This is a genomic window from Caulobacter sp. BP25 (genome assembly GCF_002737755.1).
Classification (GTDB): Bacteria; Pseudomonadota; Alphaproteobacteria; order Caulobacterales; family Caulobacteraceae; genus Caulobacter.
This window is the reverse complement of sequence record NZ_PEGH01000017.1, coordinates 369,546-385,548: the sequence shown is the minus strand read 5'-3', so window position 1 is coordinate 385,548 and position 16,003 is coordinate 369,546. Positions and strand designations below refer to the sequence as shown.

The 16,003-nt window shown below is 65.5% G+C and carries 15 protein-coding genes and 1 pseudogene; 7 read left to right on the top strand and 9 right to left on the bottom strand.

The features are described 5' to 3' along the window. The first annotated feature begins 43 nt into the window (after positions 1 to 43). A complete protein-coding gene (mscL, locus tag CSW59_RS12010; protein WP_099444249.1) occupies positions 44 to 454 on the top strand; it encodes a large-conductance mechanosensitive channel protein MscL in 411 nt (136 codons plus the stop codon). A gap of 50 nt (positions 455 to 504) precedes the next feature. On the opposite strand, the gene CSW59_RS12005 is transcribed toward mscL, so the two are convergent. The 4 genes from CSW59_RS12005 to acs all read right to left on the bottom strand — a co-directional run bounded on the left by CSW59_RS12005 (position 505) and on the right by acs (position 6,539). Further along, on the bottom strand, positions 505 to 3,357 hold the full coding sequence (locus CSW59_RS12005; protein ID WP_099444248.1) for a pitrilysin family protein: 2,853 nt from the start codon (positions 3,355 to 3,357) through the stop codon (positions 505 to 507). A 230-nt stretch (positions 3,358 to 3,587) separates the two neighbouring features. Next, positions 3,588 to 4,016, bottom strand: coding sequence for a thiol-disulfide oxidoreductase DCC family protein (locus tag CSW59_RS12000; protein ID WP_099444247.1), 429 nt, complete (start codon positions 4,014 to 4,016; stop codon positions 3,588 to 3,590). Further along, positions 4,013 to 4,570 carry an SRPBCC family protein gene (locus CSW59_RS11995; protein ID WP_099444575.1) on the bottom strand — a complete coding sequence of 186 codons (558 nt, stop codon included), beginning with the start codon at positions 4,568 to 4,570 and terminating at the stop codon, positions 4,013 to 4,015. The genes CSW59_RS12000 and CSW59_RS11995 overlap by 4 nt, the downstream gene beginning before the upstream one ends. A gap of 40 nt (positions 4,571 to 4,610) precedes the next feature. Further along, on the bottom strand, positions 4,611 to 6,539 hold the full coding sequence (gene acs / locus CSW59_RS11990) for an acetate--CoA ligase (RefSeq protein ID WP_099444246.1): 1,929 nt from the start codon (positions 6,537 to 6,539) through the stop codon (positions 4,611 to 4,613). A 188-nt stretch (positions 6,540 to 6,727) separates the two neighbouring features. Between acs and CSW59_RS11985 the strand changes: the two genes are divergently transcribed. Next, positions 6,728 to 7,480 (top strand): creatininase family protein, encoded by a 753-nt coding sequence (locus tag CSW59_RS11985; protein WP_099444245.1) that lies wholly within the window; start codon positions 6,728 to 6,730, stop codon positions 7,478 to 7,480. Here CSW59_RS11985 and CSW59_RS11980 read toward each other — a convergent pair. Further along, positions 7,477 to 8,521, bottom strand: a pseudogene (locus CSW59_RS11980) (XdhC family protein). The gene CSW59_RS11985 and the pseudogene CSW59_RS11980 overlap by 4 nt on opposite strands. A gap of 29 nt (positions 8,522 to 8,550) precedes the next feature. On the opposite strand from CSW59_RS11980, the gene CSW59_RS11975 reads away from it, so the two are divergent. After that, positions 8,551 to 9,426 carry a bifunctional regulator KidO gene (locus CSW59_RS11975; protein ID WP_099444243.1) on the top strand — a complete coding sequence of 292 codons (876 nt, stop codon included), beginning with the start codon at positions 8,551 to 8,553 and terminating at the stop codon, positions 9,424 to 9,426. A gap of 182 nt (positions 9,427 to 9,608) precedes the next feature. After that, entirely contained in the window at positions 9,609 to 10,313 is a 705-nt protein-coding gene (locus CSW59_RS11970; protein WP_099444242.1) for a glycosyltransferase family protein, read from the top strand. 48 nt (positions 10,314 to 10,361) lie between these two features. On the opposite strand, the gene ald is transcribed toward CSW59_RS11970, so the two are convergent. Continuing rightward, entirely contained in the window at positions 10,362 to 11,474 is a 1,113-nt protein-coding gene (gene ald / locus CSW59_RS11965) for an alanine dehydrogenase (protein ID WP_099444241.1), read from the bottom strand. Between the two features lie 118 nt (positions 11,475 to 11,592). Between ald and CSW59_RS11960 the strand changes: the two genes are divergently transcribed. Next, a complete protein-coding gene (locus tag CSW59_RS11960; protein ID WP_099444240.1) occupies positions 11,593 to 12,066 on the top strand; it encodes an Lrp/AsnC family transcriptional regulator in 474 nt (157 codons plus the stop codon). Between the two features lie 72 nt (positions 12,067 to 12,138). After that, entirely contained in the window at positions 12,139 to 12,963 is an 825-nt protein-coding gene (locus tag CSW59_RS11955) for a carbonic anhydrase (RefSeq protein WP_099444239.1), read from the top strand. Here CSW59_RS11955 and CSW59_RS11950 read toward each other — a convergent pair. Genes CSW59_RS11950 through CSW59_RS11940 form a run of 3 tightly spaced genes read right to left on the bottom strand, consistent with a single transcriptional unit; the run spans position 12,960 to position 14,913 of the window. Further along, positions 12,960 to 13,592, bottom strand: a complete 633-nt coding sequence (locus CSW59_RS11950) for a carbonic anhydrase (RefSeq protein WP_099444238.1) — start codon at positions 13,590 to 13,592, stop codon at positions 12,960 to 12,962. The genes CSW59_RS11955 and CSW59_RS11950 overlap by 4 nt on opposite strands. Then, positions 13,593 to 14,225, bottom strand: a complete 633-nt coding sequence (gene maiA / locus CSW59_RS11945) for a maleylacetoacetate isomerase (protein ID WP_099444237.1) — start codon at positions 14,223 to 14,225, stop codon at positions 13,593 to 13,595. It abuts the gene before it with no gap. Between the two features lie 7 nt (positions 14,226 to 14,232). Next, positions 14,233 to 14,913, bottom strand: coding sequence for a fumarylacetoacetate hydrolase family protein (locus CSW59_RS11940; protein WP_099444236.1), 681 nt, complete (start codon positions 14,911 to 14,913; stop codon positions 14,233 to 14,235). Between the two features lie 205 nt (positions 14,914 to 15,118). On the opposite strand from CSW59_RS11940, the gene CSW59_RS11935 reads away from it, so the two are divergent. Then, positions 15,119 to 15,997: an ABC transporter ATP-binding protein gene (locus tag CSW59_RS11935; RefSeq protein ID WP_099444235.1), complete on the top strand. Its 879-nt coding sequence runs from the start codon at positions 15,119 to 15,121 to the stop codon at positions 15,995 to 15,997. Positions 15,998 to 16,003: the final 6 nt, after the last annotated feature.

Sequence of the window (16,003 nt, the reverse complement as noted above, 5' to 3'; positions counted from 1 at the left end):
GCCCGCAGCCTCCCGCTCATCCTGAAGAGGCGAGGAGGCCGTCATGAGCGTCGTCAAAGAGTTCCGCGAGTTCATTGCGCGCGGCAACGTCATCGACTTGGCCGTTGGCGTGATCATCGGCGCGGCGTTCAACGGCATCGTCAAGAGTTTGGTCGATCAGGTCATTATGCCGCCGATCGGCCTGCTGACCGGCGGTCTGGATTTCTCCAAACTGGAGTTAGTCCTGCGGCCTGAAGACACAGCGACCCAGGCCGTTGAGAAGGTGGCCGTACAGTACGGCGCCTTCATCAACACCGTGATCCAGTTCCTCATTGTCGCGGTGGTCGTCTTCCTGCTGGTCAAGCTGGTCAATGAGATCCGGCGCAAGGACGCCGAAACGCCCGCTCCGGCCGCGCCCACGCCTGAAGAGAAGCTTCTGACGGAAATCCGCGATCTGCTCGCCAGATCAAAATAGGCGGCGATCCGCCTGGAGCGCCCTTTCGAACGGGTGCTCCAGGCTTTTCGTCATTTGCCCAAGCTCGGGCTGTCGAGGTCGAGCTTGGCGGCCGGGATCACCGTGGCGCTTGGCGCGATCTTAGCGAGATCATCGCCCATGGCCTTGGCGTCGCCCGCAACGATCACGCTCATCCGCGTGGGATCGAGCTGAGCTTTGGCGAAGGCCTGCACTTGTTGGGGCGTCACCGCTTCGACCTTCGCGGCGTAGGCCTGAATTTCCGCCAAGGGCACGCCGTAGACGGCTAGGTTGCCTAGGATGTTGGCCAAGCCTTCGGATGTGCCAAGATCGCGGCCAAACCCTCCCACCAGAACGGATTTGCGCGCCGTCAGCTCATTGGCCGCGGCCGGTTCTGAGGCTAAGCGAGTCAGCTCCGCCCGGGTCAATGAGATGACTTCTCCGGCGGATTGGTTCTTGGTCTGCACCCGCGCGGAGAAACCGCCAAAGCGCCCCTGAGGCGTCAGGCTGGAGCCGGCGCCATAGGAGAGGCCGCGCTTGATGCGGATTTCCTGGTTCAGTCGTGAGGAGAAGCCCACGCCGAGCACGGTGTTGGCGACTATGCCGGGATAGTAGTGTGGATCGGTCCGCGTGATCGCCGGCTTGGCGAGAACCACCGCCGCCTGGCCCGTGCCCGGCAGGTCGATGATCACGTTGCGCGGTTGATAGCCGGCCGGGGCGGCCGGTGGCGCGGGCGGCGGCGAGGTGGGCTTCTTCCAGCCGCCGAAGGCTTTCTCAGCCAGCGCGAAGCCGGCTTCCGGCGTCAGGTTGCCCGTCAGGACCAGGACGGCGTTGTCGGGCCGCCAGTAGGCCGCATGGGTCTTGGCCAGATCGGTGCGCTTGATCTTCGGCAAGGAGCCCGGCGTGCCGCCCGCCACGTGGCCGTACGCAGAGCCAGCATAGAGAACCGGCGCCGTGGCGAAACTCGCCAGACTGCCGGGCCGCTGGTAGGCGACCGAAAGGCTGTCGAGAGTCTCGGCGCGGACCCGATCCAGCTCCGTCGTCGCGAAGGCGGGATTTTTAGCCACGTCGGCCATGACGGCCATGGCGGGCGCGGCGTTGTTCTCGGTGACGCTCAGAGTCAGAGAGGCGGCCTCCCAGCCCGAACCGGCTTCCAGATTGGCGCCCAAGGCCTCTGTCTCGCGTGCGACTTGGGTCGCCGAGCGGGTGGTCGTGCCCTCGGTGAGCAACTCGGCGGTCAAGCTGGAGACACCTGCCAGACCCTCAGGGTCGGAGCTCGCGCCGCCGCGCACCGTCAGGTCAGCCGTGATCAGCGGCAGGTCGCTGGATTTCGCAACAATAACGCGCAGACCGTTGGACAAGGTCTTCTCAGCCGGTGTCGGCAGCACGGCGGGTACGGGCTGGGCGATCGGCGGAGGGGCCTGACGCTCGCCTTCCGGAGCCAGTGTCGTGACCGGGCCGTCGTACTTCACCGAGGCCACTTTCGGGATCGGCGGTGTCGGATCCTTCTCGCCGGCCGGCCTGTCCTTCTCCGGCAGGTAGCGGATCACGGTGCGTTTGTCGTCGGCGAGGTACTTGCGAGCCACGCGTTGGACGTCGTCGGCGGTGACCGCCTGCAGCGCGGCGAGATTAGTGTTGGCGCGGGCTGTGTCGCCCTCGGTCATCAGCGCGTAGCCGATGGCGAAGCCTCGGCCGTCGATCTCTTCGCGACGACGCACGGCGTCAGCCAATAGGCCGGCCTTGGCTTCCGAGAGCTCGGCGGGCGGAACGAGGCCGTCGCGAAGACTTGCGACCTGGGCGCGGAGAGCTGCCTCGCCCTGCTGGACCGTCTTACCACCCGCCATGATCGCGCCCACGTAGAACAGGCCTGGTTGGGCATTGTTCGGCGCGCTGGAGAACACCGACTGGGCGATCTTCTGGTCATAGACGAGGCTGTCGTAGAGGCGGGAGGACTTCCCGGCCGACAGGATGGCGTCCAGCACGGTCAGGGCCGGAGCGTCCTGGTCGGCGGCGGCCGGCGCCAGCCAGGTGATGGCCAAGGCCGGCAAGGGCACGTTCGGGCCATAGGTGTTGACCTCCTTTGGCCCAGTGCGCGCGGGTTCGACCACCGAGACTTTTGGAATCTCGCCGGTCGGCTTGGCGATGCCGCTGAAGTATTGGTCGATCATCGCGTCCAGCTTGGCCTGGTCGAAGTTGCCCACCACGATCAGGGCGGCGTTGTCGGGCCGGTAGTAGGTCTGGTGGAAAGCGCGCACGTCGTCGACCGTGGCCGCGTCCAGTTCCTCGATCGAGCCGATGCCTGGGCGCTGGTAGGGGTGGGTTGTGAACGACTGCTGCGGGATCGAGAGAGCGAAGAAGCGACCATAGGGGTCGGCTAGAACGCGCTGGCGCAGCTCCTCCTTCACGACATCGCGTTCAGACGCGAACACGCTCTCGTCGATCACCAGCGATTTCAGGCGGTCGCTTTCGGCCCAGAGCAGGCGCTCCAGATGATTGGCCGGCGCGACCTCGTAATAGTTGGTGAAGTCGTCCCAGGTGGAGGCGTTGTTGAAGCCGCCGACATCCTCGGTCAGGCGATCGAGCGTCTCGCTTGGCATGTTGCGCGTGGCCTTGAACATCAGGTGTTCGAAGAGGTGCGCAAAGCCTGAGCGGCCTTGTGGATCGTCCTTTGAGCCCACGCCGTACCAGACCTGAACGGAGACGTTCGGTGTCGTGGCGTCGCGGGACGTGAAGACCTTCATGCCGTTCGGCAGGACGCGCTGCTGATAGACAATCGGCGGCGCCTTGATCGCGGCGGCCGCGATCGCGGGTTCCGCAAGCGGTTTTGTCGCCGCAAAGGCCACGGGGGACAACGCCGTGGTCGAAAGGGCGGCCGCCACGAAGGCCAGCTTGGCGGAGCGGATCATGCGCGGGAATCTCCTGAGTAATCGCGTAGAACCCTAGCACTGACGCCCTCGAGGTAAACCTTACCGAGCTGTCATCTGCCGGGAAGCGAAGCGTCACGTGACCGTTAATGGTGGCCTTTTCGCCTCCCCGTCGCAGGGCGCGAGTGTGGCGGTGCGCTTCATGACGATGCGGATCCGGGTACGCCCGTTCTGCGGAAGCTTTACAGCGTCGAGAGCATCGCGGGGTTGCTCTAGGGTTCTTCGGTCAGGAACCGGGCGCGCTGGCTTTCCGTGGGAATGACGCAGCGGTCCCGACGCCCAAAGAGGCGGTAGCGGTTGACGGCGATCCAATCATAGACGCGGTCGGTCAGGCCGCGTGGCCAGTGGTCGATGATCGCCAGCCAGCGCCATGGGGCCGGCATGCGCCGGAGGATTGCCGCGAACGCCGCCGTCTTCGTGAGCGCCCGGCCGTGTTCCAGGAAAACGAGACTTTCGGGCGAGCTTGGGTCCACGCCGTGTAGGGCGGCGAGCTTCTGGCCGTAGGGCGTCTGCAGGGGGGTGAAACGGATGGCGCTGTCCCGGTCCAGCGCCATCACCGTTCGCACCGCGCCGTCGCAGAGATTGCACATCCCGTCAAACAGCATCAGGTCATCGACCTGTGGACGTAGCGGGGCGGTCATGGGCGCTCGCACTCGCGCCGAAGAGCCTCCAACGCCGCTGGCGCGTCGCGGCGCATCATGCGGCCAGCCAAGTCGACGGGAAGGCCAAAGGGGGGTGACGCCCAGAAATCATAGGCCACCTGAGTGCGGCGACCGCCGTCGATAGGCGTCAGTCGCCACGTTCCATCGCACGCTCGGATGTCGCCCTTTATGCAGGTGAAGCGGATCTGCCGGTTTGGCTCCAGCGTCACCCGGGAGGTCGAGCGTAGCGGCGGCAGGAAGACGCTGAACCGGACCACATGCTCCCGGATTTCGCCCTCGACTCCGGAGGACACGACCTTGCACCTGCGGACCCCGGGCATGATCCGAGCGGCGCGGTCGCAGTCGAGCAAGGTGCGATAGACGACCTCGGGTGAAGCAGCGATTTCGGTGCGAGCGCGAACGACGCCGTGGCCTTGCTCGTCCACCCCCATCGACACGTCGACGGCGTCGCGACGCGCGCCGACGTCATCCGCTCCCGAGGCAGGGGAGGAGAGCGCGGCGGCGAAACCCAGGACGAGAAGGATCGAACGCATCACCCCGACGCTAACGCCCAAGCGCGATTTTCGTCAGGCCTCACGCGCCCGCGCGGTTCTGGACAAGGTCATCCACCACGGAGGGATCGGCCAGGGTCGAGGTGTCGCCGAGGCTCCCAAGCTCGTTCTCGGCGATCTTGCGCAGGATGCGGCGCATGATCTTGCCCGAGCGCGTCTTGGGCAGGCCGGGCGCCCACTGGATGACGTCCGGCGTGGCGATTGGGCCGATCTCGCGCCGAACCCAGTCGGTCAGCTCCTTGCGCAGCGTGTCGGTGGGAGCCACGCCCGCATTAAGGGTCACGTAGCAATAGATACCCTGGCCCTTAATGCTGTGCGGGTAGCCAACGACCGCCGCTTCGGCGACGCGCGGGTGGGCCACCAGCGCGCTTTCGACCTCTGCGGTGCCCAGGCGGTGACCGGAGACGTTCAACACGTCGTCCACGCGGCCCGTGATCCAGTAGTAGCCATCGGCGTCGCGGCGGCAGCCGTCGCCGGTGAAGTACTTGCCGGGGTAGGTCGAGAAGTAGGTCTCGAAGAAGCGGCGGTTGTCGCCATAGACCGTACGCATCTGGCCCGGCCAGCTGTCGGTAATGACGAGGTTGCCCTCGGTCGCGCCCTCCAGCACCCCGCCTTCGGCGTCGACCAATTCGGGCTTCACGCCCGGCATGGGTCCACAGGCTGAGCCAGGCTTCAGAGCGTCGGCGCCCGGCAGCGGCGTCATCAGGGTTCCGCCCGTCTCGGTCTGCCACCAAGTGTCGACGATCGGGCAGCGGCTTTCGCCGACCACGCGGTGGTACCAGAGCCAAGCCTCGGGATTGATCGGCTCGCCCACGCTGCCCAGAAGGCGCAGGGACGCGCGCGAGGTGCGCTCCACCGGCGCCTCGCCCTCGCGCATCAGGGCGCGCAGGGCCGTCGGGGCGGTGTAGAAGATCTCGACCCTGTGCTTGTCGATCACCTGCCAGAAGCGGCTGTTGCAGGGATAGTTCGGCACGCCTTCGAACATCAGGCTGGTGGCGCCGTTCGCGAGCGGACCATAGACGATATAGGTGTGGCCGGTGACCCAGCCCACGTCCGCTGTGCACCAGTAGATTTCGCCTGGCCGGTAGTCGAACACGACCTCGTGCGTCCAGCTGGCCCAGACCAGATAGCCGCCGGTGGTATGTAGAACACCCTTGGGCTTGCCCGTTGAGCCCGAGGTATAGAGGATGAACAGCGGGTCTTCGGCGCTCATCGGCTCGGGTGTGCAATGGATCGAAGCCTTGGCGGCTGCGTGCTCGTAGATGACGTCACGGCCCGCGGCTAGCGGCACGCCGGCGCCGGTTCGGGTCACGACGAGCACCTTCTCCACGCCCGGGCAGTGGGCGACTGCCGCGTCAACGTTCAGCTTCAGGGGAATGCGCTTGCCGCCGCGCACGCCTTCGTCGGCGGTGATCACCAGCTTGGAGTCACAGTCGTTGATACGGCCGGCCAAGCTGTCGGGCGAGAAGCCCGCGAAGACCACCGAGTGGATCGCGCCGATCCGGGCGCAGGCCAGCATGGCGTAGGCCGCCTCGGGGATCATCGGCAGGTAGATGGTGACTCGGTCGCCCTTGGTGACGCCGTGCGCCTTGAACACGTTGGCCATGCGGCAAACCTGCTCGTGCAGCTCGGCATAGGTGATCTTGCGCGAAGCAGCGGGGTCATCCCCCTCCCAGATCAATGCGACCTCATTGGCCCGATGGGGCAGGTGGCGATCTATGCAGTTGGCTGAGACATTGAGGACGCCGTCCTCGTACCAGCGGATACGGAAGTCTTCTTCCTTGAAGGAGACATCCTTGATCTTGGTCGGCGGTGTGATCCAGTCGAGACGGTCGGCGAGATCCTTCCAGTAGCCATGGGGATCCTCATCGGCGCGCCGCCGCGCGGCCGCCAGGGCGTCGGCGTTCAGGTGGGCGCGCTCGCCCCAGGCCTTCGGAACCGGAAACAGCATCCCGTCGCTCACTCGCCGTACTCCCTTTTATATCATTTGCCGCCGAGATAGGCGAAGCTGGCGGCCTAGCGCAATAAGACCACTGAGGTTTGTCGCCGCCAGCAGCGTTCGCAGGTCGATGGGGCTGGAAGATGACGACCCGATCCTAGAGGCGTAAAGCAGAGGCCTCAGTTTACCGGAGTGCCTCCATGCTGCTCGCGCTGTCCACCTGGGCCGAGATCGAAGCCTATCTGAAGACCAGCCGGACGGTGGTGGTGCCGATCGGCTCGAACGAACAGCACGGCCCGACGGGCCTGCTCGGCACCGATTGGCTATGCCCCGAGATCATCGCCCACGAAGCCCATAAGCGCACCGACAAGGTGCTGGTGGCGCCGACCTTCAATATCGGCATGGCCCAGCACCACCTGGCCTTTCCGGGAACCATCTTCCTGCGGCCCTCGACCTTCATCGCCGCGATCGGCGACTGGGTGCGTTCGCTGGGCGCCCACGGGTTCACGCGCATCTATTTCCTGAACGGGCACGGCGGCAATGTCGCCTCGATCGAAGCGGCTTTTTCCGAGATCTACGCTGAGTACAGCTTCCGCAAGGAACGGGCGCCGTTCGCGCTGAAGCTGAAGAACTGGTGGGACCTGGCGGGCGTCAACGCCTTGGCCAACAGCCAGTTTCCGACCGGCCATGGCAGTCACGCCACGCCGTCCGAGATCGCCGTGACCCAGTGGGCTTACCCGGAGACGATCAAGACGGCGGCGTACGAGCCGAAGATCGCCCCGACGGGCCCGATCCGCGAGGCGCTGGATTTTCGGGCGCGTTACGCCGATGGTCGCATGGGCTCGGACCCGGCGCAGGCGACGCCCGAAAAGGGCGGGGCGCTCGTGGATCTCGCCGCGAGGTCGTTGATCGAGGACCTTGAGACGTTCTCGGCGGAAGCGACGCCGGTCTAGACCTCGACGGACTGTCGCGCCAGGGCGGGCTGGCCGTGGCGCGCGGCCATCACCTCGCCGATCACCGCCACCGCCACCTCGAACGGCGCCTTGCCGCCCAGGTCGAGTCCAATCGGCGCGCGCAACTTGGCCAGATCACGCTCCGAAATACCATCCGATCGCAGGCGGGCCAGACGCTCGGGAAGCCGACGCCGGGCGCCGAGCAGGCCCACATAGGGGGCTTCGGAGGGCAATGCCGCCATCAGGGCGGCATGGTCCTGCTCGGGCTCGTGACCGCAGACCGCCATCGCTGTCCAGGCGTCGAGGCCGATATCGGCCAACGCAGCCTCGATGCTGTCGCGTCGATAGGCCACGCCCACAAGCGGCGGCGGTGACGCAGGGCCCTTGGGCCTGAGCAGTGTGGTCTCGAAGCCCGACTGCGCGCCCAGGCTTGCGACGGCGAGGGCCGTGGGGTCGCCGCCGACAACGACCAGCCGCGGTTGGGGATCGTACGCCCGCTCAAAAGCGCCAAGCCAGAGAGCTTGCGGCTCTTCCGCGCAATGGCGGCGTAGCCCGTCGCTGACCCAGAAGGCGGGAGTCCTCCGCTGGGCAAGATCAAGAAGCGCCCGTACGGCCGCATCCTCGGGCGTGATGCGTTCCACAAGGATTTCGATCCGCACGCCGCATAGGAGGCGAATATCCGGCCAGGGACTGCCTTCGCCGTAGACCAGACGACGGGGCTTGCCATCCTCGAGGCTTGCTTGAGCATGGCTTTCGACGTCGGCCTCGATGCAACCGCCGGACAGAAATCCGGAAATGATCTGATCGCCGAACACCATCTGCGTCCCGACGGGACGGGGCCCGCCCCCGCCCAGCGAAACAATCGTGGCGAGGGCTGCAGGACCTCGCGAAAGGGCTTCGGACAAGGCCGACCGGGCGTCATCGGTCATCCCGTGCATCGGCCATGCATCGTCGGAGCGGTGGTTCATCATTGGGACTAACATTAACCCCTCGGCAAGGTTCCAGAAACCTGATGTTCAAACCTTGGCGCGTAGCGTCGATCTTCGATTGGTAATCTCCGCACGGATGGCATGTCCATTTCGGTTTCAAAATTGGGTCTCGCGGCCGCGCAGTTCGGCCTCGACGGAAGCGGTTCCGCGCCTCGCGGCCGCTCGCCCGAAGCTGAGACGCGCGAAATCCTGAACATCGCCGCGCGCGCGCGCCTGTCGGTTCTCGACGCTTCGGGCCTGTTTGGCCGCGCGGAAACGACTCTGGGCGAAGTGCTACCGCGCCCGACGCCATTCCGCATCACCCTGGCCGCCGGTCGCGCTGATCGTGGTCCCGACTATGTCGAGGCCGAGGCTCGCGCCACCCTTCGTCGCCTGGGCGTCGAGCGCGCGGACGCCATCATCGTCCATTCGCCGTCGGAATTGTTCGGGGCGCATGGACCGGCGCTTTGGGACCGTCTTCAGCGCCTGAAGGATCAAGGCGTGTTCGCCAAGGTCGGCGTCGCCGCCCATGCTTCGGACGATCCCGTTGGCGTCGCCAAGCGCTTTAAGCCAGACATTCTGCAGGCGCCCGCCAGTCTGCTCGATCAGCGCCTGCTGGCCGATGGCTCGCTGCAGCGCATCGCGGGCATGGGGGTCGAGGTGCACCTGCGCTCGATTTTCCTCAATGGTTTGTTGTTCCTGCCGCCTGATCGCGTGCCGGCCCAGTTGAAGGGGGCCTCGGGCCGCTTATCGCGCGTACGCCGTATGATCGCCGAAGGCCGCTCGGATCCCTTGCAGGCCGCTTTGGGCTTTGCCTTGTCGCGTCCGGAAGGATCGGCCGTGCTGGTCGGCGTCAATTCTGCCGCGGAACTCTCGGCGGTGGTGGCTGCGGCTTCAAGCCCGCCACCGGACCTCGACTGGGACGAGATGGCGATCGACGATCCCGTCGCGCTCGACCCGCGACGTTGGGTCGCCTGAGGGATGGCCCGCCGACGCGCCGCATCCCCTGGCGCGCCCCTAGAATCATCCTGGACACTGTTTCAATCGTAGGCCGCGTCACGGTCGACGAAGCACTTTGCTTAAGGTCGATTAACCCTAAGATTCACTCGGATTTTAAGACTCAAGGCCTAGTTTGATCCCAACTGAGGGAGAGACGCGACATGATCCTCGCCGTGCTGCAGGCCCGCATGGGGTCCACCCGACTGCCGGGCAAGTCGATGGCCACGCTTCGCGGCGAGCCCATGATCATCCGTCAGCTGGAGCGCCTGCGCGGCGCGCGCTGTCTTTCCAAGATCATCGTCGCCACCAGCGCCGACACGGTCGATGACGCCCTGGCCGGCTTCCTGGTTTCACGTGGCTTTACGGTTCATCGTGGCGCCGGCGCCGACATCCTGGCGTGCATCGCCCGCTGCGCCGAAACCATCAGCTCGGTTAGCCATGTTGTCCGCTTGAAGGGGGACGCGCCCTTTGTCGATCCGGGGGTGATTGACGAGGCTGTCCGTCTGGCTCTGGTCAGCGGCGTCGACTACACATCCAACCGTGTCCAACGGACCTATCCTGCCGGTCTCGAAGTCGAGGTGATCAAGGCCGAGGCGCTGCAAGCCGCCGCTGCCGAGGAGCGGGATCCGATGGCGCGTATCTCGCCGACAGCCGCCATTCGTAATCAACAGGGGCGCTGGAGCCAGGCGCACCTAATGGCGCCTCGCGACTGGTCGCGTCTCGACTGGCGGGTCAAGACCGCCGCCGATCTCGCCTTCGCGCGCTCGGTCTATGACGCCCTGCACCCCGTCGATCCGGGTTTCCGGATGAACGACGTCTTGGACCTGATTGGCAGCCGTCAGGACATCGCTCGCTTCGCGGCGTGAAGGAAGGCTGCTCCCCGGCCTGGACCGGGGGGGCGCGGCTTCCAACGCTTACTTCCAGGCCCCGTAGGGGTCGACAGAGGTCTTGCCTAGCGCTTCGGCGACGGCGGGGTGGGTCAATTCGCCCTTCAGCACATTGAGACCGCGCGCCAGGTGAACATTGGCCTTGAGCGCGTCCAGGCCCTTGTCGGCGATCGCCAGGCCGAAGGGCAAGGTGGCGTTGCCGAGGGCTTCGGATGAGGTGCGCGGGGCCGCGCCCGGCATGTTGGCCACGCAGTAGTGCACCACGCCGTCGACCGTGTAGGTCGGTTCGGCGTGGGTTGTCGGCTTGCTGGTTTCGAAGCAGCCCCCCTGGTCGATCGAGACATCGACTAAGACCGAGCCCGGCGTCATCTGCTTCAGGTGTTCGCGGCGCACCAGCTTGGGCGCGGCCGCGCCAGCCGTCAGCACAGCACCGATCACCACGTCGGCCTTGAGGATTTCCTCCTCGACGGCCGCGAAGGTGGAGTAGCGGGTCAGGATGCGGCCCTGGTAAAGGTCGTCCAGCTCGCGCATGCGCGGGATCGACCGCTCAAGGAGCACGACGTCCGCGTCCAGGCCCGCGGCCATGCGCGCGGCGTTGCTGCCTACGACCCCGCCGCCCAGCACGACCACGCGCGCCGGCGGCACGCCCGGAACGCCGCTGAGCAGCAAGCCCATGCCGCCATTATGTTTCAGCAGGGTCTCGGCGGCCGAGTAGACCGCAATACGTCCCGCGACCTCGGACATCGGCGCCAACAGCGGCAGGCCGCCGCGCGCATCGGTGACGGTCTCGTAGGCGATGGCCGCGCAGCCGCTTTTCAGCAGGCCTTCGGTCTGGGCCGGATCGGGCGCCAGGTGCAGATATGTGAAGAGAATGTGCCGCGGTTCGAGCTTCTCCCACTCGACCTTCTGCGGCTCCTTGACCTTCACGATCATGTCCGCGCCGGCGAAGACCGCTGCGGCGTCGGGGGCTATGCTCGCCCCCGCTTTCACATAGGCCTCGTCAGCATGGCCCGCGCCAAGTCCGGCGCCCGATTGAACAAGAACCGTGTGGCCGTGGCCGACATATTCACGGACGGCTGTCGGCGTAAGCCCGACCCGGTGTTCGCCCGCTTTGATCTCTGAGGGGACGCCAACCCGCATGATGCTTCCTCCAAAGGCGCTTTCTTGGAATTGTGCTCTTCGGAACGCGCAGTTTCCTTGGTGATTTTGTGCTTTGATACTAGTTTAATGCAGGATTCCTGCGCCGGACGTGCCAAGCATGACTAAACCCGCCGCTAGCCTCGATGGTTTCGACCGGAAGCTCCTCAACCTCCTGCAGAGGCGGGGGCGAGCCAGCTATGTGGAAATGGGCGAGGCGGTGAATCTTTCCGAGTCCGCCTGCCTGCGCCGGGTTCGGGCCTTGGAAGAGTCCGGTGTGATCAGCCGATACGCCGCTGTGATCGACGAACGCGCCGTGGGGTTGCCGCTCAGCGTCTTCGTGACCGTTACTCTGTCGTCTCAGGCGGAGTCGGCGCTGAGCGCCTTCGAAAAGGCGATCGCCAATGTCCGCGAAGTCGCTGAATGCTACCTGATGACGGGCGGGTCGGACTATTTGCTTCGTCTGGTGGTCCGCGATGTCGATGACCTCGAGCGCGTGCACGCTCAAGAGCTGACTCGTATTCCCGGTGTCGTCAGAGTCAGCTCAAGCATCGCCATGCGCACCGTGGTCAAGCGCGTTGAATTGCCGCTCTAGGCCTTCGATTAACGTTCCTTAGAGCCGTTCTGGCTTAGCGTTTCGCGACATTGACCGACGTCGGGGGACGAGATGGTTTCGAGACGATTGCTGCTGGGCGCTCTCATGGGCGTGGCCGCGCCGGCTATCGCGTTTGCCGAGGGCGAAGGCGGCTCTCCGAGCCTTCTGACCAAGAAGGGTCGCCGCACGGCCCACGCACTCAAGCATCAGGCCACCGACAAGGCCGCGCTCGACAAGGCGCTGGCGACGGTTAAGCCCGTGACGCCGGAGCCGGCTCATGCGCCGGCGGCCGCCGAGGCCATGGCCATCAGCCCGGACGAGGCGCTGGGTCGTCTCAAGCACGGCAACGCCATCTTCGCCCGTGGCGGCGCTAATATCTCCCTGCCCTCGATGGCGCGCGTGGCGGAGCTGTCCAAGGGGCAGAAGCCGTTCGCCGTCATCATCGGCTGTTCCGACAGCCGCGCCGCACCGGAACTGATCTTCGACTGCAATCTTGGCGAGCTGTTTGTCGTCCGTGTCGCTGGATCGACCGTCAGCCGGGAGGGCCTCGGCTCGATCGTCTACGCCGTCGAGCACCTGGGAGCCCCGCTCATCGTGGTGCTGGGCCACACCAAGTGCGGCGCTGTGGGCGCGGCGGTGGACGTCGCCACCAAGCACGCCGAACTGCATGGCGCCTTGTACGAGATGGTGCTGCCTATCCTGCCGGCCGTCCTGGAGGCCGAGGAACAGCACCCCGCTGACCTGCAGGACGCGGCGATCCGCCAGAATGTCCGCGATATCGCCCGTCGCCTGAAAGTGGCCGACGGGACGTTGGCCGAGCGGGTCGAGGAGGGGCGGCTGAAGGTCGTTTCGGCCTGCTACGACCTGACTACGGGCACGGTGGCCTTCGACGCCTAGCTGGACATGGACTCCGCCACCACCCGCTCGTAGTCGCCTAGGCTCGCGATGCCGATATCCAGATCGGTGACCAGGCCGTTGTGCAGCGAATACACCCAGCCGTGCACGGCCAGGGATTGGCCTCGCGCCCAGGCGTCCTGGACGAAGACGTCAGCCGCCACATTGCGGACCTGACGCGCGACGTTCAGCTCGGTGAGGCGGTCCAGCATCGCGCGCTTTTCCGGAATTTTCTCAAGCTCGTGCTTGTGCTCGGCGCAAACTTCGCGGATCGGATGCAGCCAATGGTCGACAAGGCCACGCCGTTGGCCGTCTATCGCTGCGGCGACGCCACCGCAGCCGTAGTGTCCCACGACCATGATGTGCTTGACCTTCAGAACGTCGACCGCAAACTGCAGCACGCTGAGATAGTTAGCGTCCTGGGGCGGGGCGAGGTTGGCGACGTTGCGATGCACGAATAGCTCGCCTGGATCCAGGCCGACGATCTCGTTGGCGGGAACCCGGCTGTCGCTACAGCCAATCCAAAGATACTCCGGGCTTTGCTGGCCCTCGAGACGCTTGAAGAAGTCCGGATCAACCTGGGTCTTGCTCTTTGACCACGCGGCGTTCTTGGCTTTCAGATCCTCAAGCATCTAGCGCTCCGGATGATGATCAGGGTGTGCGGCTGCGATGGCCGGATGCCCGGCCGCGCGGGCGGCGGCGGCTTGGATCGCTGGGAATGGCGAGAGGTCGATGTTGAAGCGGCTGGCGTTGAACACTTGAGGCGCCAGAAGACAATCCACGAGTCCCGGCGTGTCGCCGAAGGCGAAAGCGCCGCCGTGACGAGCGACCATCGGCTCCAACGCGGTAAAGCCGTCAGAGATCCATCGCGCGACCCAAGCGTTGCGTTGATCCTCGCCGATTTCCAATGCGGTCAACGCCCGCAGGATCCGCAGATTGTTCAGCGGATGGATATCGCAGGCGATGATCTCGGCCATGGCGCGCACTGTGGCGCGGTCGAAGGGATCGGTCGGCAGAAGAGGAGGCTCTGGAAAGACCTCCTCCAGCCATTCCAGGATCGCCAGGCTCTGCGTGAGAGGGCGACCATCGACCTCCAGCGTCGGCACCAGGGCCTGGGCGTTAAGGCTGCGATAGTCTGCCGTCTGGTGGGCGTTCGAGACGAGATCGACAGGTCGCAGCTCGAAGGCCAGACCTTTGAGGTTCAGGCCTATCCGCACCCGATAGGGCGCGCTCGCGCGCTTGGCGCTGTGCAGAACGAGTTTCATTCCAACCTCAGACCAGGGTGAATTCGAGACGACCGACGCTCTCGACCTCGCTGGTCACGACGTCTCCGCGCGCGATGGCGCCAACGCCTTCGGGCGTGCCGGTGAAGATCAGGTCTCCCGCCGCAAGGGTCCAAAGCGCGCTGGCCTTGGCGATCACCTCGCCCACACTCCAGATCATGTCGCCGATCTGACCGCGCTGACGCTCGGTTCCGTTGACCCGCAGCGTGATGGCGGCCTCTGGCGCGGGCGGGGCCATGACCCGGATGGCGCTTATCGGAGCGCTGGCGTCGAACGCCTTGCCGGCCTCCCAGGGCTGGCCCTTGGCCTTCGCCGCGCCCTGCAGGTCGCGGCGGGTGAGGTCCACGCCCACCGCGTAGCCAAAGACGCAGGCGAGGGCCTGCTCTGGCGTGAGATTCGCGCCGCCGGCCTTCAGCGCTACGACGAGCTCGACCTCATGATGCAGGTCGCTGGTCGCGGGCGGGTAGGGGATTTCGTGGCGCAGCGGCGCGACGGCGTCCGCAGGCTTGGCGAAGAAGAACGGCGGATCGCGCTCGTCGCCGCCCATTTCGCGCCTGTGCGCGGCGTAGTTTCGTCCGACGCAAAGAACCCTGCGCACCGGGAAGACCGTATCCGATCCCTCCACCGGGACCGTCGGAAGGGCGTGCGGAGGAAAGGCGTAGTTCGTCATGGGGCCTCCTGTAGACCCAAACCGTGCTCGCAAAAACCCTCGTCAACGGGTTGAAGGGGCGCCACGTCCCCCCTCCAAGGGGCGCCTTGCGCAATCGTCAGGTTGAAGCGGGGCCTAAACGTTCTTTCACTTGCCCCCATCCGCGCCGCCGAGTCATGACGTTATGGGGATATTCGGGCGGTATATGGGGGCATCGGAAACGTTCATGCTGATCATCGAGAACTTGACCCACGTCTACGGTAGCGGCGTGAAAGCCTTGGACGAGGTCAATCTGACGATCCCGCGCGGAATGTTCGGCCTTCTCGGCCCGAACGGCGCCGGCAAGTCGACCTTGATGCGCACGATCGCGACCCTTCAGGCGCCAAGCTCTGGCCACATCCGCTTCGGTGATATCGACGTTTTGAAGACGCCCGAACTGCTGCGCCGGACTTTGGGCTACCTGCCGCAGGACTTCGGCGTTTATCCGCGCGTCTCGGCCTACGACATGCTGGATCATATGGCTGTCCTGAAAGGGATCGCCGACGCCAAGGATCGGAAGCAGACCGTCGAGCATCTGCTGAACCAGGTGAACCTGTGGAACGTGCGCAAGAAGGCGATCGCGGGCTTCTCTGGCGGCATGCGCCAACGCTTCGGTATCGCCCAGGCCCTGATCGGCGATCCGCGCCTGATCATCGTCGATGAGCCGACGGCCGGTCTCGACCCCGAAGAACGTAATCGCTTCCTCAACCTGCTGGCCGAGATCGGCGAGAACGTCGTGGTGATCCTCTCGACCCATATCGTCGAGGACGTCTCCGATCTGTGCCCCGCTATGGCGATCATTTGCGACGGCCGCATCGTTAGCGAAGGCGCGCCGACCGATCTGGTCGCCAAGCTGAAGGGTCGGATCTGGAAGAAGGTCATCGACAAGAGCGAACTCGAAGCCACCAAGGCTCGCTATAAAGTCATTTCCACCCGTCTGCTGGCGGGGCGCACCGTCATCCATATCGAGTCCGACGGCAACCCGGGCGACGGCTTCACGCCGGTGGAGGGCGGGCTGGAGGATGTCTATTTCTCCACCCTCTCGACCACTCGGCGCGCAGCCTGACGGAGG